At 67.8% G+C, this 19,207-nt stretch carries 18 protein-coding genes; 12 read left to right on the top strand and 6 right to left on the bottom strand.

The window, feature by feature from the left end:
• Positions 1-11: 11 nt before the first annotated feature.
• From EYZ64_RS26865 to EYZ64_RS26855, 3 genes are all read right to left on the bottom strand, one after another.
• A complete protein-coding gene (locus tag EYZ64_RS26865) occupies positions 12-1,238 on the bottom strand; it encodes an RNA polymerase sigma factor (RefSeq protein WP_135460279.1) in 1,227 nt (408 codons plus the stop codon).
• Positions 1,239-1,384: 146 nt separating this feature from the next.
• A complete protein-coding gene (gene fadD8, locus EYZ64_RS26860; protein ID WP_135458325.1) occupies positions 1,385-2,995 on the bottom strand; it encodes a fatty-acid--CoA ligase FadD8 in 1,611 nt (536 codons plus the stop codon).
• Between the two features lie 207 nt (positions 2,996-3,202).
• Complete coding sequence (locus EYZ64_RS26855; RefSeq protein WP_135458323.1) at positions 3,203-3,661, bottom strand: YciI family protein; 459 nt, start codon at positions 3,659-3,661, stop codon at positions 3,203-3,205.
• Between the two features lie 166 nt (positions 3,662-3,827).
• Here EYZ64_RS26855 and EYZ64_RS26850 point away from each other — a divergent pair, with 166 nt between their 5' ends.
• The 6 genes from EYZ64_RS26850 (at position 3,828) to EYZ64_RS26825 (ending at position 11,070) form a co-directional block, all read left to right on the top strand.
• Positions 3,828-5,447: an amidohydrolase gene (locus tag EYZ64_RS26850; RefSeq protein ID WP_135458321.1), complete on the top strand. Its 1,620-nt coding sequence runs from the start codon at positions 3,828-3,830 to the stop codon at positions 5,445-5,447.
• A 29-nt stretch (positions 5,448-5,476) separates the two neighbouring features.
• Positions 5,477-7,042: a long-chain-fatty-acid--CoA ligase gene (locus EYZ64_RS26845; RefSeq protein ID WP_135458319.1), complete on the top strand. Its 1,566-nt coding sequence runs from the start codon at positions 5,477-5,479 to the stop codon at positions 7,040-7,042.
• An 87-nt stretch (positions 7,043-7,129) separates the two neighbouring features.
• Complete coding sequence (locus EYZ64_RS26840; RefSeq protein ID WP_135458316.1) at positions 7,130-8,092, top strand: alpha/beta hydrolase; 963 nt, start codon at positions 7,130-7,132, stop codon at positions 8,090-8,092.
• A 23-nt stretch (positions 8,093-8,115) separates the two neighbouring features.
• Positions 8,116-9,087 (top strand): o-succinylbenzoate synthase, encoded by a 972-nt coding sequence (locus tag EYZ64_RS26835; RefSeq protein ID WP_135458314.1) that lies wholly within the window; start codon positions 8,116-8,118, stop codon positions 9,085-9,087.
• Between the two features lie 45 nt (positions 9,088-9,132).
• Positions 9,133-10,278: an LLM class flavin-dependent oxidoreductase gene (locus EYZ64_RS26830; RefSeq protein ID WP_135458312.1), complete on the top strand. Its 1,146-nt coding sequence runs from the start codon at positions 9,133-9,135 to the stop codon at positions 10,276-10,278.
• Positions 10,279-10,371: 93 nt separating this feature from the next.
• Positions 10,372-11,070: an LLM class flavin-dependent oxidoreductase gene (locus tag EYZ64_RS26825; RefSeq protein WP_286175151.1), complete on the top strand. Its 699-nt coding sequence runs from the start codon at positions 10,372-10,374 to the stop codon at positions 11,068-11,070.
• A gap of 127 nt (positions 11,071-11,197) precedes the next feature.
• Here EYZ64_RS26825 and EYZ64_RS26820 read toward each other — a convergent pair whose 3' ends face one another.
• Positions 11,198-11,581, bottom strand: a complete 384-nt coding sequence (locus tag EYZ64_RS26820) for a type II toxin-antitoxin system HicB family antitoxin (RefSeq protein ID WP_135458309.1) — start codon at positions 11,579-11,581, stop codon at positions 11,198-11,200.
• Between the two features lie 60 nt (positions 11,582-11,641).
• Between EYZ64_RS26820 and EYZ64_RS26815 the strand changes: the two genes are divergently transcribed.
• From EYZ64_RS26815 to EYZ64_RS26795, 5 genes are all read left to right on the top strand, one after another.
• Entirely contained in the window at positions 11,642-12,637 is a 996-nt protein-coding gene (locus tag EYZ64_RS26815) for a GlxA family transcriptional regulator (RefSeq protein ID WP_210115583.1), read from the top strand.
• 12 nt (positions 12,638-12,649) lie between these two features.
• A complete protein-coding gene (locus EYZ64_RS26810) occupies positions 12,650-13,375 on the top strand; it encodes a DJ-1/PfpI family protein (protein ID WP_135458306.1) in 726 nt (241 codons plus the stop codon).
• A 62-nt stretch (positions 13,376-13,437) separates the two neighbouring features.
• A complete protein-coding gene (locus EYZ64_RS26805) occupies positions 13,438-14,238 on the top strand; it encodes an alpha/beta fold hydrolase (RefSeq protein WP_135458305.1) in 801 nt (266 codons plus the stop codon).
• A gap of 16 nt (positions 14,239-14,254) precedes the next feature.
• A complete protein-coding gene (gene menD / locus EYZ64_RS26800) occupies positions 14,255-15,892 on the top strand; it encodes a 2-succinyl-5-enolpyruvyl-6-hydroxy-3-cyclohexene-1-carboxylic-acid synthase (protein WP_167857983.1) in 1,638 nt (545 codons plus the stop codon).
• Positions 15,893-15,924: 32 nt separating this feature from the next.
• Positions 15,925-16,410: a DUF3592 domain-containing protein gene (locus EYZ64_RS26795; protein WP_135460277.1), complete on the top strand. Its 486-nt coding sequence runs from the start codon at positions 15,925-15,927 to the stop codon at positions 16,408-16,410.
• On the opposite strand, the gene EYZ64_RS26790 is transcribed toward EYZ64_RS26795, so the two are convergent.
• Positions 16,394-17,086 (bottom strand): DsbA family protein, encoded by a 693-nt coding sequence (locus EYZ64_RS26790; RefSeq protein WP_286175150.1) that lies wholly within the window; start codon positions 17,084-17,086, stop codon positions 16,394-16,396. The two genes, EYZ64_RS26795 and EYZ64_RS26790, sit on opposite strands and share 17 nt — an antisense overlap.
• 89 nt (positions 17,087-17,175) lie before the next feature.
• Here EYZ64_RS26790 and EYZ64_RS26785 point away from each other — a divergent pair, with 89 nt between their 5' ends.
• Positions 17,176-18,303, top strand: a complete 1,128-nt coding sequence (locus EYZ64_RS26785; protein WP_135458300.1) for a glycosyltransferase family 4 protein — start codon at positions 17,176-17,178, stop codon at positions 18,301-18,303.
• 20 nt (positions 18,304-18,323) lie between these two features.
• On the opposite strand, the gene EYZ64_RS26780 is transcribed toward EYZ64_RS26785, so the two are convergent.
• On the bottom strand, positions 18,324-19,148 hold the full coding sequence (locus EYZ64_RS26780) for an SDR family oxidoreductase (protein ID WP_135458298.1): 825 nt from the start codon (positions 19,146-19,148) through the stop codon (positions 18,324-18,326).
• Positions 19,149-19,207: the final 59 nt, after the last annotated feature.

Genomic DNA, 19,207 nt, shown 5'->3' with positions numbered 1-19,207 from the left:
GCGGGCAGGTATCAGCCGCGTTCGCGGATTGCCTTGTCCACCAGTACCTGTCGTTCGCGTTCGTTGTCAGTCAATTCGGCGGCCCGGTCGAACTGTTCGGCGGCGTCGAGGTTCCGGCCCAGTCGGGACAGCAGTTCGCCGCGGACGCTGGGCAGTAGATAGGAGCCGTCCAGACCCTCGATACCGTCGACGATCTCCCACGCCTCCTGCGGGCCCGAGCGCATCGCGACGGCCACCGCGCGGTTGAGCTGCACGACGGGGGAGGGCGTGATCTGCAGCAGGGCGTCGTAGAGCGCGACGATGCGGTTCCAGTCGGTGTCGGCTGCGGTCGGGGCCACCGCGTGGCATTCGGCGAGCGCGGCCTGCAGCGCATACGGGCCCCAACCCCGTTGCTGCCGTGCGGCACCGGAGCGCTGAAGGGCGGCGACGCCGCGTTGGATCTGCGCACGGTCCCAGCGGGCCCGGTTCTGGTCTTCCAGCAGGATGGGCCGGCCCTCGGCGTCGGTGCGGGCGGCAAAACGGGACGACTGGAACTCCATGAGCGCCACGAGGCCATGGACTTCGGGTTCGTCGGGCGCCAGTGCCGCCAGCACACGCCCCAATCTCACTGCTTCGGTGCACAATTCGTCACGGATCCAGCGCCGGCCGAAGGACGCGGAGTAGCCCTCGTTGTAGATCAGATAGATGACCGAGAGCACCGCCGACAGTCGCTGCGGGTATTCGTCGCGGGGCGGTACCTCGAAGGGTGGGTTGGCCTGGGCCAGAGCCTTTTTGGCCCGGGTGATGCGGGCGGCCGCAGTGGCGGTCGAGGTCAGGAAGGCCCGGGCGATCTCGTCGGTGCTCAGCCCGCCGACCATGCGTAGCGTCAGCGCGATCTGGGCCTCACGGGACAACACCGGGTGGGCGGCGATGAAGATCAGCCGCAGCACATCGTCGTCGATGCGGTCGGGGTCCCAGGCTTCCTCGACGTGTTCGGCCAGATCGCGGGCCAGCACGGCGTACTTGGCGTCGAGGTTCTCCGCGCGCCGCCAGTGATCGATGGCCTTGCGTTTGGCCACCGTGGTCAGCCAGGCGCCGGGATTGCGTGGCACACCGGTGTGGGGCCATTGCGTGAGCGCGTCGAGCAAGGCTTCGGATGCCAGATCCTCGGCCAGGGCGACATCACCGACCGCGCGGGTCAGGGTGGCCAGGATCTTGGCCGCTTCCATCCGCCACACCGCGTCGAGGGTGGCGTGCATGTCGGCAGCGGTTGCCGGGTCGTCGGGCACTCACCCATTCTGCCGAGCAGACGCGCGGGTACCCCAAATCGCGTGATTCCGGGTACCTACGCTGGGGGCCCCTCCCGCTTGCGGGGGACTGCTCGCGCAGGGAACGGCAGGGAGACTCAGCCGATCGCGCGGGCGGCGCCCTCCCAGAACTGAGCCCGGACGGCCTTCTTGTCGGGCTTGCCGAGTGCGGTCACCGGCACGGAGTCGACGACGATCACCTGCTTGGGCGATTGCACCGAGCCCTTGCGGTCCTTGACCGACGACTGGATCTCCGCGGTCACCTTGGCCACCGCCTCGTCGTCGGAGGCGGCGTCGGGCCGCAGCACGATCACCGCGGTCACGGCCTCGCCCCACTTCTCGTCGGGGGTGCCGATCACGCACACCTGCGCCACCGAGGGATGTTCGGCCACAACGTCTTCCACCTCACGCGGGAACACGTTGAATCCGCCGGTGACGATCATGTCCTTGACCCGGTCGACGATGAACCAGTAGCCGTCCTCGTCCTCGCGGGCCATGTCGCCGGTGTGCAGCCAGCCGTCCTTGAAGGTGTCGGCGGTGGCCTCGGGCAGCTTCCAGTAGCCGCCGGCCAGCAGTGGCCCGGACACACAGATCTCGCCGACCTCGCCCTGCGGCACGGGCTGGCCGGAAGCGTCCAGTAGCGCGGTCCGGGCGAACAGCGTGGGCCTGCCACAGGAGGTCAGCCGCTTCTCGTCGTGATCCTTCTTGCCCAGGTACGAGATCACCATCGGGGCCTCGGACTGGCCGTAGTACTGCGCGAAGATCGGCCCGAAGCGCTTGAGCGCCTCGGCCAGCCGCACCGGGTTCATCGCCGAGGCGCCGTAGTACACGGTCTCCAGCGAGGACAGGTCGCGGGTGTGCGAGTCCGGGTGGTCCATCAGCGCGTAGATCATCGACGGCACCAGCATGGTCGCGGTGATGCGCTGTTCCTCGATCACCCGCAGCACCTCGGCCGGGTCGAACTTGGTCAGCACCACCAGTTCGCCGCCCTTGACGATGGTCGGTGTGAAGAAGGCCGCGCCGGCATGCGACAGCGGGGTGCACATCAGGAAGCGCGGGTTCTCGGGCCACTCCCACTCGGCGAGCTGAATGGTCGTCATAGTGGAGATCGAGCGCACCGTGCCCATCACGCCCTTGGGCTTACCGGTGGTGCCGCCGGTGTAGGTCAGGCCGCCGACGTGCTCGGGAGCGAGTTCGGCGGCCACCAAGGGCGCCGGGGAGTACTTGGCGGCCTCGGCCGTGAGGTCGGAGACCGAGGCGCTGGAGGCGGCCAGGGCCTCGGGCACCGGTCCGATCGTCAGCACCTGCCGCAGCGACGGCACCTTCTCCAGCAACCCCAGGGCCCGCTCCACGAACGCCGGCGTGGGGTCGATGATGAGGGTCGTCACCTCGGCGTCGGACAGCACGTAGGCGTGATCGTCCAGCGAACCGAGAGGGTGTAGTGCGGTGCGACGGTACCCCTGGGTCTGGCCGGCGCCGATGATCATCAGCACCTCGGGGCGGTTCAGCGACAGCAGGCCGACGCCTTCGCCGGTGCCCGCGCCGAGCGCTTCGAAGGCCTGAATGTACTGGCTGATGCGTTCCGCGAGCTCGCCACCGGTCAGGGTGGTGTCGCCGAGGAACAGCACAGGCTTGTCCTTGTTGCGCTTGAGCGCGCCGACCGTGAGGTGGCCGGAATGGATGGGATGGTGCAGCAGCGCATCACTCATGGGGTCCAGATTAGAACGTGTTCCAGAAACCGTGGAGCCGATCCCCCGATGTCGGCGTAACACGAGGTCGCCGCGGAGCGATATACGGATCGAAATACAGGTAGCGCGCTACTCGTGTCGACCCTGTTGACGCTGCCTAATGTGACTGATTGTGGGGGTGGGAGCCAGGCCCCGGCGGGTTAGGGACCGCCGGGGCCTGTGCCCAGGTCAGCGGTTGGCGGCCTCGCGGGCCTGCTGGGCGAGCTTCTCTGCTAGTTCGGCCTTCCACTGGATCTCTTTCTGAACCCACTCGTTGTCCTGCGGAAACTCATCGGTTTCGCTGACCCGGCGGACCTCCAGCTTCACGCCGCAGCCCAGCGGGCACTTACGCGCCCACTGCTTGGCCTCCTCTTTGGAGGACACATCGAGCATCCAGAACCCGTTGAACAGCTCCTTGGCCTCGGTGTACGGCCCGTCGGTGACCACCGGGGGATCGGCATTGAAATCGACGACGAAGCCTTCGTCGGGGTCGGTCAATCCCTCGCCGGCCAGCAGTACGCCGGCCTTGATGAGCTCCTCGTTGTAGCGGCCCATCGACGCGATGATCTCGTTGAAGTCGATGTTCTGCTCGGCCATCGCAGTCTCGGCTTCGGGGGTGGACCGCATGATCAGCATGTAGCGCGACATTGTCTGTCTCCTTCTGGTGTCGGGAAGGGGCCCGTCCATTGTTCTTGAGTAGCCCTCGTTAGTACGTCGAACGGCACCCCGCGGAAATCGACAAGGCACCCAGAACTTTTTGAAGTTCTTTTGGGGACGCACCCGGGCAAACGTCACCACGCTCTAGCATCCGACCATGACCAGCCCCGCTGTGCCGGCCGATCTCGTCCTCTACGGAACCATCCTCACCGTCGACTCCGCGCGACCCACTGCCGAGGCGATCGCGGTGTCCGGCGGCCGCATCGTCGCGGTCGGGTCCCGGTCGGAGGTGGCTGCCTGGGTCGGCCCCGCGACCGACGTCCGCGAGGCCGACGGCTGCGTCATGCCGGGTTTCGTTGAGGCGCACGGTCATCCGTTGATGGAGGCGGTGGCTTTGTCAGGCCGCATCGTCGACATCCGTCCGGTCACGTTGGAGAACGCCGAGGCGGTGCTCGACGCGATCGGCGCGGAGGTGGCCAGACGCGGGGCCGAAGGTGCCTTCTTGAACGGCTGGGATCCGTTGCTGCAGCACGGATTGCCGGAGCCCACCCTGGCCTGGCTGGACACCACCGCCCCGGATACCCCGCTGGTGATCGTGCACAACTCGGGTCACAAGGCGTACTTCAACTCTGCGGCGGCGCGCCGCGCCGGACTGACGAAGAACACCCCGGACCCCAAGGGCGCCAAGTACGGGCGCGATGCCGACGGCAACCTCGACGGCACGGCCGAGGAGACCGGAGCGGTGTTCCCACTGCTGGGCGACGCCATCTCGGTGAGCGACTACCCGGCGATGCTGGCCGCCGAATGCGCCCGTCTGAACCGCGCCGGGCTGACGACCTGCTCGGAGATGGCGTTCGACCCGATGTTCCGGCCGCTGCTCGCGCAGCTGCACGACCAGTTGACGGTGCGGTTGCGTACCTACGAGATGTCCACCGCGGCCCTGCACACCGATGCCACCCCGTCCGAGGGGGACGACATCGTGCGCCAGGTCGGCATCAAGATCTGGGTCGACGGGTCGCCATGGGTCGGCAACATCGACCTGACGTTCCCGTACCTGGATACCGAGGCCACCCGGACCATCGGGGTGGTGCCCGGCTCCTGCGGGCACGCCAACTACACGAAAGAGCAACTCGCCGAGATCGTCGGCACGTTCTTTCCGCAGGGCTGGCAGTTGGCCTGCCACGTGCACGGCGACGCCGGGGTGGACACCATCCTCGACGTCTACGAAGAGGTTCTGCGGGCGCATCCCCGTGACGATCACCGGCTGCGGCTGGAACACGTCGGTGCCATCACGCCCGAGCAGTTGCAGCGTGCCCACGCCCTCGGAGTCACCTGCAGCCTGTTCGTCGACCACCTGCACTACTGGGGCGACGTGCTCGTCGACGGGTTGTTCGGGCCCGAACACGGCGGACGGTGGATGCCCGCCGGCTCCGCGGTGGCCACGGGCATGCGGATCTCCCTGCACAACGATCCGCCGGTCACCCCGGAGGAGCCGCTGCGCAACATCAGCGTGGCCGTCACGCGGACCGCGCCGAGCGGCCGCGTCCTGGCGCCCGAGGAGCGGCTGACCGTCGAGCAGGGGATCCGGGCGCAGACGATCGATGCGGCGTGGCAGTTGTTCGCCGACAACGTGATCGGTTCGCTCCAGGTCGGTAAGTACGCCGACCTGGTGATCGTGTCCGCGGACCCCCGTGAAACCGCCCCGGAGAGCATCGCGGACCTGGAGGTACAGGCCACGTTCCTGGCCGGGCGGCAGGTTTATCCGAAAGCTGGCTGACGGCTGGCGTGCCGTGGCACGCTCGGGGCATGTCAGATTTGCCGGCTCCGAAGTTTCTCGACGAACGTGTCGCCCACTGGGCAGTGACCAAACCTGACGAGGAGGCGGTCACGTATCTGGGCCGTACGTGGACCTGGTCGCAGTGGTACGACCGGGTCCAGCGGTTGGCCGGTGCGTTGAGTGCGTGGGGCGTCGGTCGTGGCGACGTGGTCGCGTTCCTCGACAAGAACCACCCGGCATGTGTCGAGATGACGCTGGCGGCCGCGTCACTCGGTGCGGCCAACGCCATCATCAACTTTCGGCTCGCCGCCGACGAGTTGGATTATGTGCTCAACGACTGCCGGGCGAAGGTACTGGTGGTCGGTGAGGAGCTCCGGGCGGGCATCGACGCGATCGCCGACCGCCTCACGTCCGTCGAGCACATCGTGACGGTGACCCCCGAGGGCGGTGACGGGGACGAGTATGAGGCGCTGCTCGCCGGTGCGTCGCCGGTCGGTCATGCACCGGACGTGCAGTCCGACGACGTGGCGATCGTCATGTATTCCTCGGGTACCACCGGCCGGCCCAAGGGCATTGCGCTCACCCACACCAACGTCATCGCCCACACCCTCAATGCGTTCGAGGGCTGGACGCTCGGCGACGGGGACAAGAGCCTGGTGGCCATGCCGCTGTTCCATGTCGGCGGGTCGTCGTACATGCAGTGGGGGCTGCACCACGGGGCGCCGAGTTACATGACGCGTGATGTTGACGGCATGGCGTTGGCCGGCGGAATTCTGGCCGGGGCGAACCGGACGTTCCTCGTGCCTGCGGTGCTGTCCAAAGTGTTCGATACCGGTGAGGACGCCGTGAAGCTGTTCGGTGCGCTGAAGACCTTTGCCTACGGTGCGTCGCCAATGCCGTTGCCGCTGTTGCGTTCTGCGTTGCAGGCGTGGCCCGAGACGGAGTTCATCCAGGTCTACGGGTTGACCGAGGTGTCCGGTGCGATCAGCCGATTGGGTCCGGACGATCATCGCGGCGCGACCGAAGCGCGGCTCATGAGTGCGGGCACCGTCGTCCCCGGCAGCGAGGTCAGGGTGGTGGACCCCGACACCGGTGCCGATGTGCCCGTCGGCGAACAGGGTGAATTGTGGTTCCGTTCACCGCAATTGATGAAGGGTTATCTCAACCGGCCGGACGCCACGGCGGAGTCGATCACGCCCGAGGGCTGGTTCCGCACGGGCGATATCGGCCGCGTGGACGACGGTGGGTACATCTTCGTCGAGGACCGGCTCAAGGACATGATCATCTCCGGTGGGGAGAACATCTACTCGATCGAGGTCGAGCGGGTGCTGGCCGAACATCCCGCGGTCACCGAGGTCGCGGTGATCGGCGTGCCCGACGAAAAATGGGGCGAGTCGGTGAAAGCCGTTGTGACACTGGACGGGGACGTCACCGAACGGGATCTGATCGCGTTCGCCCGGGAACATCTTGCGGCCTACAAGTGTCCCAAATCAGTGGATATCGTCGACGAATTGCCCCGAAATCCCACCGGCAAGATCCTCAAGAAAGACCTACGCAAGCCGTACTGGGAGGGCCGCGACCGCGCCACCGTGTAGGAATTGGCGCCCGATTTCTCTGTATTTCCCGTTCCGGGCGGAGTAGCTTCGGCTCCATACGTGTGCGTGGAGATGTGGGGTGCGGACATGGCACATGCGCATAGATTGAAGCGATTCGCTCGCGGGTTCGGGTTTCTGACTGCCCTGGCCATGGTGGTGACCGGCGGACTACTCGAGCCGCCACCGACGGCAAATGCCTGGTCAAGAGCGGGTTTACCGGTCGAGATGCTGACAGTGCCGTCAGGGGCGATGGGCCGCGATGTCAAAGTCCAGTTCCAGGGCGGCGGGTCTCACGCGGTCTATCTGTTGGACGGCTTGCGGGCCCGCGACGACTTCAGCGGGTGGGACATCGAGACTCCGGCATTCGAGTGGTTCTACCAATCCGGGCTGTCGGTGGTCATGCCGGTCGGCGGTATGTCGAGCTTCTACACCGACTGGTACCAGCCCGCCGCGGGCAACGGCGGGGTATGGACGTACAAGTGGGAGACGTTCCTGACCAGTGAGTTGCCGCAGTGGCTGGCGGCGAACAAGCATGTGTCCTCGTCGGGCAACGCTGTGGTCGGGCTGTCGATGTCGGGCAGCTCGGCGCTGATTCTCGCCGCGTACTACCCACAGCAGTTCCGCTATGCGGGGTCGTTGTCGGCGTTCCTGAATCCGTCGGCCGGCCCGTGGCCCGGGTTGATCGGGCTGGCGATGGGCGATTCCGGTGGTTTCTCGCCCACGGCCATGTGGGGCCCGCCCGGTGATCCGGCGTGGGCGCGCAACGATCCGACGCTGCAGGTGGGGCGACTGGTGGCGAACAACACTCGCATCTGGGTCTACTGCGGCTCGGGGACGCCGGGAGAGTTGGGCGGTAACGACGTCGCCTCGACCTTCCTGGAAAACACTGCGCTGCAGAGCAACTTCAACTTCCGCGATCAGTACGTCGCGGCGGGCGGGCACAACGCGGTGTTCAACTTCCCGCCCACCGGCACCCACACGTGGGGCTACTGGGGTGCGCAATTGAACCAGATGAAGCCCGACATCCAGCGGACATTGGGCGCCGGCTGACCGGTTTGGGCATCATTGACGGCGTGATTGACGCGACGCCGGCACTGGACGAGCTCCTGGAGCGTCTTCACGTCGTTTCCCTGCCGATGCGGGTTCGCTTCCGCGACATCACGGTTCGTGAGGTGGCGCTGATCGACGGCCCGGCCGGCTGGGGTGAGTTCGGCGCGTTCCCCGAATACGAGGCGCCGGAGGCGGCGGCCTGGCTGGCGGCCGGGATCGAGGCCGCGTACGGTCCGACGCCGGCGGTGTACCGCGACCGTGTCCCGATCAACGCCACCGTGCCTGCGGTGCCGGCCGGTCAGGTGCCCGAGGTTCTGGCGCGGTTTCCCGGAGCGCGCACGGCCAAGGTCAAGGTGGCCGAGCCGGGTCAGACGCTGGCCGACGACGTCGCGCGGGTCAACGCCGTGCGCGCACACGTTCCGGTGGTGCGGGTGGATGCGAATGCAGGCTGGACGCTGCGGGAGGCGGTGGCTGCCGCGACGGCGCTGACCGCCGACGGACCGCTGGAGTATCTGGAACAGCCGTGCGCGACGGTCGACGAGTTGGCCGCACTGCGCCGGCAGGTGGCGGTGCCGATCGCCGCTGACGAGTCGATCCGCAAGGCGTCTGACCCGCTGCGGGTGGTGCGGGCCCGCGCCGCTGACGTCGCGGTGCTCAAGGTGGCGCCGCTGGGTGGGGTGGCGCGGATGCTCGACATCGCCGCGCAGATCGATATCCCGATCGTGGTGTCCAGTGCACTGGATTCCGCGGTGGGCATTGCCCGGGGACTGTTGGCCGCCGCGGCGCTGCCCGAGTTGCGGCATGCCTGCGGGCTGGGCACGGGCGGACTTTTCGTGGAGGACGTCGCGGAGGCGCCCGCGCCGGTGGGCGGCTACCTGTCCGTCGGGGCGGTAGTGCCGGATCCTGCGCGGTTGTCTGCGCTGGCTGCGACGCCGCAGCGGCGGCAGTGGTGGATCGATCGGGTACGGGAGTGCTACCCGCTGATATTGGAGTAGGTCCCTACGCTAAGGAAACCGGCCCGCGCGTTCGACACTCGCTGAATGACTCGATTCCGCGTCGGCATCATGGATCCGACGATCGCCGCGCGTCCGGCGGTGGACACGTTCACCCGGGCCAATTACCTGAGTGCAGTGGCCGGGGGTGTGGACTCGTTCTGGGTACCCGACCACCTCAACGCGTTGTTCCCACGGACGCTGTGGCAACCGAAGTTCTGCGGCGGAGCCAAGTTACTGCCATCGGCCGATGCCTATCTGGAGCCGTGGACCATGCTGGGCAACCTCGCCGCCCGCAACCGGGTTGCACGTCTGCGGTTGGGAGTCGGGGTGACCGATACAGGGCGACGCAATCCGGCCGTCACTGCGCAGGCCGCCGCGACGATGAACCTGCTCACCAAGGGGCGGTTCATCCTCGGCATCGGCGCCGGGGAGCGTGAGGGCAACGAACCGTACGGCGTCGAGTGGGCGAGGCCGGTGGCTCGGTTCGAGGAGGCGATGGCCACGATCCGTGCCCTGTGGGAGTCGAACGGTGAACTGGTCAACCGTGATTCGCCGTTGTTCCCGCTGCACAACGCGATCTTCGATCTGCCCGCATATCGCGGACGCTGGCCCGAGATCTGGATCGCCGCGCATGGCCCGAGAATGCTGCGGGCCGCCGGACGGTACGCCGAGGGGTTCTTTCCCGCGTTCCCCCATGCGCCGCAGGAGTACGCGCAGCGCCTCGATGTCGTGCGGTCGGCGGCCTCCGACGCCGGGCGCGATCCGATGGTCATCACGCCTGCCCTCTGGATCATGGTCGTTCCGGGGCGCACGCCCGAGGACCTCGATGAGGCGCTGGAATCCGAGGTCATCAAGGCCGGCGCGTTGAACGCGCCCGACGACTTCTATGCCCGCCACGGCGCTCAGCATCCGCTGGGTGTCGGCTTCTCGGGTGCGCAGGACATCCTGCCGCAGGACTGGGATGAGGAGACGGCTCTGTCCTACATCAAGGCGGTTCCGACGTCGTTGCTTCGGGAGATGTACCTGTGCGGGACGGTGGACGAGGTTGTCGAGCAGGCGGCGGAGTGGCGCAATTGCGGTGTCCGGTATCTGGTGTTGGCGAATGTCGGGCCGCTGCAGCGCAAGCTCCGCAAGGGCCTGACGTCTCAGCTGCTGTACAGCCAGGTCGTCCGCAAGCTCAAGAAGCTCTGATCCCTATGGGCGGATTGCAGGTCGGCCTACTGGATTTGATCACCGCGAGCAAGCCGGCGCCGGACACCTTCACCCGTGCCAACTATCTGTCGGGTGGCCCGGTTCGAGGAGGCGCTGTGGAACTCGAACGGTGAACTGGTCAACCGTGATTCGCCATTCTTCCCGCTGCGCAACGCGATCTTCGATCTGCCGCCCTACCGGGGCAAATGGCCGCCGATCTGGGTGGCCGCGCACGGCCCCAGGATGTTGCGTATCGCCGGACGCTACGGCGACGGGTTCTTCCCGGCTTTCCCGTACTCGCCCCAGGACTATGCCCAGCGGTTGGACGTGGTGCGCGGGGCCGCGTCCGACGCGGGCCGTGACCCCATGGCCATCACCCCGGCGCTGTTGGTGATGGTGGTGGCGGCGCGCACCCGCGCCGAGGTCGACGACGCCCTGGAATCCGAAGTGATGCGGGCGGGCTGCCTCAGTGCGTCCGATGAGTACTTCGCGCAGCACGGCGCAGAGCACCCGTTGGGAGTGGGATTCTCCGGCGGGCAGGACATCCTGCCCCAGGACTGGGACGAGCAGACCGCGCTCTCGCACATCAAGGGCATCACGCCTGACCTGATGCGGGACATGGGGCTGATCGGCACGCCCGACGAGGTCCTGGACCGGGTTGCCGAGTGGCGGGAGTGCGGGGTGCGTCACCTGGTGCTGACCAATGGTGGCCTGATGCAGCGCAGCCTGCGGCGCGGAGCGGCGACGGTGCCGTCGTTCTACCGGGTGGTGCGCGGGATCAAGAAGCTGTAAGGCTCCGAGGCCACATCCGTCACACCAGTACCGCTCGGCCGCGTCACGTGTGCTCTCGAAATGTGGTACCGCCGGCGATACCAGGTTTCGAGATCGACTATGCCTTCGAGACCGGGCTCGACGGCGACTAGTACAGATCAGCCAGCGACACCGAAGGTCGACCGACAAGTTTCTGAACCACCCACTGGTTCAACGACACTCCCTGTTCGGCGGCCTCCACAACGAGCCTGGCGTGCAGCGACGGCGAGACCCGCGCCATGAACTTGCCGCTGTAGCGATGGTCGGTCAACGATTGCGGCGGGGTGTCGTCGGCGGCCCGAATCATCGCCAACTCTTCGGTGACCAACTTCTCGACGGCCGCAATCGCTTCGTGCGCCGTGAGGCCATTCGCCGACAGGTTGGGGAACTCAAGACACAACCCTTGGTACCAGCGATCCTCGTACGACCATTGAGCGCGGTACGTGTACTCCGTCATGCCGCCGATCATCGCGACGCCATCCGACAAGCTCATGTCCTGATTTGTGGGGTACAGGGCATAGACGCCATCGCCGAGGTCACGAACACTGGAGATGTGACGCGATCGGTGGTGATCCTGGGCTACCCCGGGGTGCAGGCCCTGGACCTGGCCGGGCCGTTCGACGTGTTCGCCACCGCCACGCTGGCCCTGGTCGGCCAGGGCCGATCCGACGACGGCTACGTCGTCACCCTGACCGCTGTGGACGGTCGGCCCGTCACCACGCTCACCGGGTTGGAGTTCGTCGCCGCGCCATTGCCTGACCCGCACGCTCCGATCGACACCATCGTCATCCCCGGCGGTATCGGGACCGACGCCGCCCGAGCCGACCCGGCAGTGGTCGACTGGATCAGCACCGCATCGCGCCACGCCCGCCGCGTCGTCAGTGTGTGCACCGGAGCGTTCCTGGCCGCTGAGGCCGGGTTGCTCGACGGCTGCGCCGCTACCACTCACTGGTCCTCGGCCCGTCGATTGGCCGATGAATTCCCTTCGGTGGCGGTAAATCCCGATCCGATCTTCGTGAGGAGCTCCGAGCGCGTGTGGACGGCGGCCGGCGTGACCGCAGGCATCGACCTGGCGTTGTCGCTGGTCGAGGACGACTACGGCACTGACATCGCCCAGACTGTCGCCCGGTACCTGGTGCTCTACCTTCGTCGGCCCGGCGGGCAGACTCAGTTCGCTGCGCCGGTGTGGATGCCACGGGCCAAGCGTGCTCCGATCCGCGAGGTGCAGGAATCCATCGAGGTCGAACCCGGTGGTGCGCACAGCATTTCCGATCTGGCCCGGCGCGCGGCGATGAGCCCCCGGCATTTCACCCGGGTGTTCACCGACGAGGTCGGTGAGGCGCCCGGTGCCTACGTGGAACGTATCCGCACCGATGCCGCGCGGCGTCAGCTCGAGGAATCCGATGACACCGTCACCGTCATCGCCGCCCGCTGTGGGTTCGGCACCGCCGAGACCATGCGGCGTAATTTCGTTCGGCGCCTTGGCATTTCGCCTGACCAGTACCGCAAGACTTCCGCGCACGCGAGGAGCGGAGATTTAACCGCCTGAAAGGAACAAACCATGCAGATCGCAATCGTGTTGTACCCCAGCTTCACCGCGCTCGATTTCATCGGGCCCTATGAGGTGCTGCGCAATCTGCCCGACACGGAAGTGCGGTTCGTCTGGCACGAGCCGGGCCCCGTCACCGCCGACTCCGGGGTGCTGATGGTGGGCGCCACCCACAGTTTCAACGAAACCCCTTCGCCCGATGTGGTGCTGGTGCCAGGCGGGCCGGGCACCACCATGGTGGCCCGCGACGAAAGGGTGCTCGACTGGGTGCGGCAGGTGTATCCGGGGACCACCTGGATGGCCTCGGTGTGCTCGGGTTCGGTGGTGCTGGCCGCGGCGGGCCTGCTGGATGGGAAGCGTGCCACCTCGCACTGGTCGGTGTTGAGCGCGCTGAAGCTGATGGGCGCCACCCCGGTGGGGGATCAGCGCATCGTGCGTGCCGACCCCGACGGGAAGGTGATCACGGCGGCGGGTGTCTCGGCGGGGATCGACCTGGCCATGTGGTTGGCCGGTCAGATCGGCGGCGAGGCGAAGGCCAAGGCCATTCAGCTGATGATCGAGTACGACCCGCAGCCGCCGTTCGACTCCGGGCACATGTCGAAGGCGAGCGCGGCCACCAAGGCCGGCGCCACCGCATTGCTGGGCAAGGACATGATCAAGCCCGAACCGCTCAAGGCCGGGGTGTTGCTGGCCTGGGATCAGGCGATCCGCAGGGTGCGGGGGCGCCGCAGCGCGTGAGCGCTGAGACGGCTGCAGCGCGTGAGCTGTTGCACTGACTGCCATCAAGTAGCGTCGGCCGGATGAACTTGGCTTATGACGAGCGAGGCAAGGGCGACCCGGTGCTGTTCATCGCCGGACGCGGGGGAGCCGGCCGCACCTGGCATCTGCATCAGGTCCCCGCGCTGCAGCGGGCCGGCTACCGCGTCATCACCTTCGACAACCGTGGGGTGGGCGCGACGGAGAACGCCCAGGGGTTCGGCACCGAGCAGATGGTGGCCGACACCGCCGAGCTGATCGAGAAGCTGGGTGCTGCTCCGGCGCACATCGTGGGTGTGTCGATGGGCTCGTTCATCGCTCAGGAACTGATGTTGGCCCGTCCCGAGCTGGTGCGATCGGCGGTGTTGATGGCCACCCGCGGCCGGCACGACCGGGCCCGCGAGTTCTTCCGTACCGCCGAACGCGACCTGGCGGCCTCGGGCGTTCAGCTGCCGCCGACGTTCGACGCCAAGCTCCGGATGATGGAGAGTTTCTCGCCCAAGACGCTCAACGACGACGTGCTGGTGCGCGACTGGAGTGAGATGTTCACCATGTGGCCCACCAAGCAGACACCGGGGCTGGTGGCCCAGTCCGACGCCGCTCCGGTGGGTAACCGGCTGCCGGCGTACCAGGCCATCACTGCGCCGGTGCTGGTCATCGGGTTCGCCGACGACGTGGTGCTGCCGCCGCACCTGAGTCGTGAGGTGGCCGACGCGATTCCCACAGCCCGTTACCTGGAGATCCCCGACACCGGCCATCTCGGCTTCATCGAGAGGCCCGACGCCGTCAACGCCGCGCTGCTCGAGTTCCTGGCCGGGCAGACCGGGCAGACCGGCCGGTACTGACGAATAAGGTGGAGTGGTGAACCCCTCGACGGCACAGGCGCGCGTAGTCGTCGACGAACTGATCCGCGGCGGTGTCCGCGATGTGGTGCTGTGCCCGGGCTCGCGGAATGCGCCGCTGGCGTTCGCGCTGTCCGACGCCGACCGTGCCGGCCGCATACGCCTTCACGTCCGCATCGACGAGCGCACGGCCGGGTACCTGGCCGTCGGTCTTGCAGTCGCCGAGCGGTCCCCGGTCTGCATCGCGATGACCTCGGGCACCGCGGTGGCGAACCTCGGCCCCGCGGTCGTCGAGGCCAACTACGCCCGGGTGCCGCTGATCGTGCTGAGCGCCAACCGGCCCTATGAAATGTTGGGCACCGGCGCCAACCAGACCTTTGAGCAATTGGGTTATTTCGGTACCCAGGTGCGGGCGAACATCAGTGTGGGTCTGGCGCCCGAACTCACCGGGGCGAAGCCGGGCGAACTCATTTCGCTCAACGCCCAGTGGCGCTCGGCGACCTGCCGGGTGCTTGCGGCGGCCACCGGATCGCGTACCGCCAACGCCGGGCCCGTGCAGTTCGACATCCCGCTGCGCGAGCCGCTGGTTCCCGACAGCGCGCACGGGGACGCGTCCTTCCCGCCGGGCCGCCCGGACGGCAAGCCCTGGACCTACACGCCGCCGGTGAGTTTCGACCAGCCGCTGGAGATCGACCTCACCCCGGACACCGTGGTGATCGCCGGCCATGGTGCCGGCGTCCACCCCAATCTGGCGGGGTTGCCGACGGTGGCCGAGCCCACCGCGCCGCTTCCGGAGAACCCGCTGCACCCGCTGGCGCTGCGCCTCGTGCACCCCAAACAGGTCATCATGCTGGGGCGTCCCACCCTGCACCGGCCGGTCTCGGCACTGCTGGCCGATCCGGCGGTGCCGGTCTACGCACTGACCACGGGCCCGCGCTGGCCCGACGTCTCGGGCAACTCGATGGCCACCGGCACCCGCGCGGTGACGACCGGCACCCCGGACCCGGCCTGGCTGAGCCGCTGCACCGAGCTCAACCAGCACGCCGTGGCGGCGGTGCGGCAGCAACTCGCGTCGCACCCGCTGACCACCGGTCTGCACGTGGCCGCGGTGGTCGCCGATGCGCTGCGCCCGGGGGATCAGCTGGTGCTCGGGGCGTCCAATCCGGTGCGCGACGCCGCCCTGGTCGGGCTGCGCACTGCGGGCGTCAAGGTGCGGTCCAACCGCGGTGTCGCCGGTATCGACGGCACGGTGTCGACGGCGATCGGTGCGGCGCTGGCGCACGATGGCCGGACCATTGCGCTGATCGGGGATCTGACCTTTGTGCACGACAGCTCGGGGCTGTTGGTCGGGCCCACCGAGCCGACGCCGCGCAACCTGACCATCGTGGTGTCCAACGACAACGGCGGCGGCATCTTCGAGCTGCTCGAACAGGGTGATCCACGGTTCGCCGACGTCTCGTCGCGAATCTTCGGTACCCCGCACGATGTGGATGTCGCGGCGTTGTGCCGCGCCTATCACGTGGACAGTCAGCAGGTGGAGGCTGACGCACTCGGCGCTGCGCTGGCCGAACCCTTCGACGGGATGCGGGTGCTGGAGGTGAAGGCCGACCGGTCGTCGCTGCGCGCCCTGCACGCGTCGATCAAGGCCGCCTTGTGAGGCCCGCGCAGATCGCGGCGCGTTTGCGGGCGATGGTGCAGCCGCTGATTCCGCACCTGTACGGCGAACCGGGCGAGACGCGGTCCCAGCGGATCATCCGCCGGGTGCGGATCGGCGTGGTGATCGCCGCGTGCCTGGTCACGTTGCAGTCGGTGCTGCTGGTGCTCGGCGCGTGGCGCAATGACCAGCAGATCGAGAGCAACATGGGCGTGGCCGCCGCCGAGGTGCTGAGTGCCGGACCGCGGCGCTCGACGATCGAGTTCGTCACGCCCGACCGCGTGACCTACCGTCCCGAGCTGGGCGTGCTGTATCCGTCCGAACTCGACACCGGGATGCGGATCTACGTCGAATACGACAAGAACAATCCCGATCTGGTGCGGGTCCGCGACCGCGATGCCTCGCTGTCGATCATCCCGGCCGGGTCGATCGCGGTGGTGGGCTGGTTGGTTGCGGCCGCGGCGCTGACGCTGCTGGCGTTCCTGCAGCGACGGCTGAGCCGGGTCAGCTCCGCGGCGTAGCCAGCAGTTTGGCCAGCCAGTCAGGGTCGCTGGTGTCGACAACCTGCTCGCCGACGAGGTCGTAGATCGCCGGGGTGGACACCTCATATTGGGTTTCGGTGAGCAGTTCGGCGTTGGCGTCGTTGAGCTGGTCGGCGTCGACGGCGTGCTCACCCGCGGCGATCTTTTCGGTCTGCTCGGCGCCGACCCCGCTGTCGGAGGCCATGGCGGCGATCTGGTCGTCGGTCGGGCCGGGCGAGCCCTCGGGTTCCTGGTGGCCCCACAGATCCTGCACGAATGCCTGGAATGCCGCCCCGGTGGTAGTCGGTCCCGCGGCCAGGAACAGAGCATTGGCCACGTGGGCCGAATACTCGGTGACCGAGCGGTCCAGGAAGGTCAGCGGCCGGTACGTCACCGCCAACTTGCCCTGACCGACGGCGTTGGCGATAGCGTCGCCGAACTCATGCTGCAGGTGTGCACATGCCGGGCACTGTGGTTCGGTGAAGAACTCGATCCGCGCGGGCGCATCCGGATAGCCGATCTGGACCCCCCAGCCGTCCTGGGTGATCGCGCTGCCGGGTTTGTCTCCGTTGGCCTGCGCGGTGCCGTCGACGAGCCGGGTGCAGCCCGTGGTGGACCCCGCAACGGACAAGGCCAGCACGGCCAGCATCGCTGCAGCAACGCGGGACAAACGCATGCCGCAACACTAGCCCCGCGCATCAGCTTTTAGCGTGTCGTATCCCCGGACGCTACCTAGGCGACAGGTGCCGCTGAGACCATTCCGGTGTGCGCGTTGCGATCGTTGCAGAGTCCTTCCTCCCGAATGTCAACGGCGTCACCAACTCGGTGCTTCGGGTGATCGAGCATCTCCGCCGCACCGGCCACGAGGTACTCGTCATCGCCCCGGACACTCCGCGGGGTCAGCCGCCCGCCGACCGCGTCCATGACGGTGTACGTGTGCACCGGGTGCCCTCACGGATGTTTCCCAAGGTGACCTCGCTGCCGCTGGGTGTGCCGCGGCCCCGGATAGTGAACGTGCTGCGCGGCTTCGACCCCGACGTCGTTCACCTCGCATCGCCGGCCCTGCTCGGCTGGGGCGGCGTACATGCCTCCCGCTACCTGGGGGTGCCGACGGTGGCGGTGTTCCAGACCGATGTCGCCGGTTTCGCCGAGAGCTACGGCGTCGGCGTCCTCTCGCGGGCCTCGTGGACGTGGACGCGGAGGCTGCACAGCAAGGCCGACCGCACGCTTGCCCCGTCCACCTCAGCGATGGAAAACCTTGAAGCCCACCGGATTCCCCGGGTTTTCAAGTGGGGGCGCGGGGTCGACATCACGGGTTTCGCGCCGTCGGCCCGCGATGAGCAACTGCGGGCGGCGTGGTCTCCCGAGGGCAGGCCGATCGTCGGGTTCGTCGGGCGGCTGGCGCCGGAGAAGCACGTGGAGCGGCTGGCCGCGCTGGCCGGGCGGGACGACCTTCAGCTGGTGGTGGTGGGCGACGGGGTGGACCGCGCCAAACTCCGAACAGTCTTGCCCACCGCCGTTTTCACCGGTGAACTGCACGGTGAGGCGCTGGCTGCGGCCTACGCCAGCATGGACGTCTTCGTCCACCCCGGTGAGCACGAGACGTTCTGCCAGGCCGTGCAGGAGGCGATGGCCTCCGGCCTGCCGGTGATCGCTCCCGATGCAGGCGGACCCAGGGACCTGGTGGCGCCGTACCGCACCGGGTTGTTGCTGCCCGTCGAGGAATTCGAGTCCGCCCTGCCCGCATCCGTGGAGCATCTGATCGCCGAGCGGTCGCGCTACTCGGTGGCCGCGCGTCGCAGCGTGCTGAGCCGCACCTGGCCGGCGATCTGCGATGAGCTGATCGGGCACTACGAGGCCGTGCAGGGCCTGCGTCAGTTGCGCGCTGCGTGACCTCTGCCCGGCGAGCGAACTCAGCCCTGTGCCAGGACCGACACCGGCTGCCACTGCTCCCACGTCGCCAGCCGGCTCTCGTAGTCGGCCTTGGCCAGCTGCAGCGGTAGTTCGCCGAAAAACACTCGCAGCGGCGGGTTTTCGGCGTCGACGATCTTCAGCACCGCCTCGGCCGAGGCCTTGGGATCGCCGGGCTTGGCGCTGCGCTGTGCCCGGGCGCGTTGTGCGGCGGCGCGGGCCTCGTCGTAATCGGCAAGCGGGGCAGCATGTCTGGCCGAGGATCCGGCCCAGTCGGTGGAGAACCCGCCGGGCTCGATCAGCGTCACATGGATACCGAACGGTGCGACTTCGGCGGCCAGCGACTGCGAGAACCCTTCCAGCGCCCACTTGGACGCGTGGTACATGCCGACCAACGGGAACGCGGTGATTCCGCCGATCGAGGACACCTGGATGATGTGCCCGCTGCCTTGCGCCCGCAGGTACGGCAGCGCGGCCTGGGTGACCCACAGCGCGCCGAAGACGTTCGTCTCGATCTGATCGCGGGCGTCGGCCTCCGACAACTCCTCGATGAACCCGAACTGGCCGTAGCCCGCGTTGTTGACGACGATGTCCAGCCGACCGAAGCGATCGTGGGCCGCTTTCACGGCGGCGAAGTCCGCCTCGCGGTCGGTGACGTCCAGCCGGATCGGCAGCAGCGCGTCGCCGTACTTGTCGGCCAGATCGGCCAGTGTCGCGGTGTCACGCGCGGTGGCGGCTACCTTGTCACCCCGATCCAGGGCAGCGATCGCCCACTCCCGTCCGAAGCCCCGCGATGCACCGGTGATGAACCACACTTTTTCGCTCATGATCAGGTTCAAGTCGTGCCGGTGGGCGCCAATTCCCGGTCGCAGGAAGTTCACAGCGA

This window comes from Mycobacterium sp. DL99 (assembly GCF_004762045.1).
Lineage (GTDB): Bacteria > Actinomycetota > Actinomycetes > Mycobacteriales > Mycobacteriaceae > Mycobacterium.
The sequence above is the reverse complement of the archived record's forward strand: the minus strand, read 5'-3'. Positions and strand labels throughout refer to the sequence as shown.

Bases quoted from the DNA above. Each gene is read 5' to 3' on its own strand.
- EYZ64_RS26830 (WP_135458312.1), top strand. From the start codon at position 9,133: ATGACTCGATTCCGCGTCGGCATCATGGATCCGACGATCGCCGCGCGT.
- EYZ64_RS26780 (WP_135458298.1), bottom strand. From the start codon at position 19,148: ATGAGCGAAAAAGTGTGGTTCATCACCGGTGCATCGCGGGGCTTCGGA.
- EYZ64_RS26840 (WP_135458316.1), top strand. From the start codon at position 7,130: ATGGCACATGCGCATAGATTGAAGCGATTCGCTCGCGGGTTCGGGTTT.
- EYZ64_RS26805 (WP_135458305.1), top strand. From the start codon at position 13,438: ATGAACTTGGCTTATGACGAGCGAGGCAAGGGCGACCCGGTGCTGTTC.
- fadD8 (WP_135458325.1), bottom strand. From the start codon at position 2,995: ATGAGTGATGCGCTGCTGCACCATCCCATCCATTCCGGCCACCTCACG.
- EYZ64_RS26850 (WP_135458321.1), top strand. From the start codon at position 3,828: ATGACCAGCCCCGCTGTGCCGGCCGATCTCGTCCTCTACGGAACCATC.
- EYZ64_RS26810 (WP_135458306.1), top strand. From the start codon at position 12,650: ATGCAGATCGCAATCGTGTTGTACCCCAGCTTCACCGCGCTCGATTTC.
- EYZ64_RS26790 (WP_286175150.1), bottom strand. From the start codon at position 17,086: ATGCGTTTGTCCCGCGTTGCTGCAGCGATGCTGGCCGTGCTGGCCTTG.
- EYZ64_RS26820 (WP_135458309.1), bottom strand. From the start codon at position 11,581: ATGAGCTTGTCGGATGGCGTCGCGATGATCGGCGGCATGACGGAGTAC.
- EYZ64_RS26855 (WP_135458323.1), bottom strand. From the start codon at position 3,661: ATGTCGCGCTACATGCTGATCATGCGGTCCACCCCCGAAGCCGAGACT.
- EYZ64_RS26865 (WP_135460279.1), bottom strand. From the start codon at position 1,238: ATGCACGCCACCCTCGACGCGGTGTGGCGGATGGAAGCGGCCAAGATC.
- EYZ64_RS26795 (WP_135460277.1), top strand. From the start codon at position 15,925: ATGGTGCAGCCGCTGATTCCGCACCTGTACGGCGAACCGGGCGAGACG.
- EYZ64_RS26845 (WP_135458319.1), top strand. From the start codon at position 5,477: ATGTCAGATTTGCCGGCTCCGAAGTTTCTCGACGAACGTGTCGCCCAC.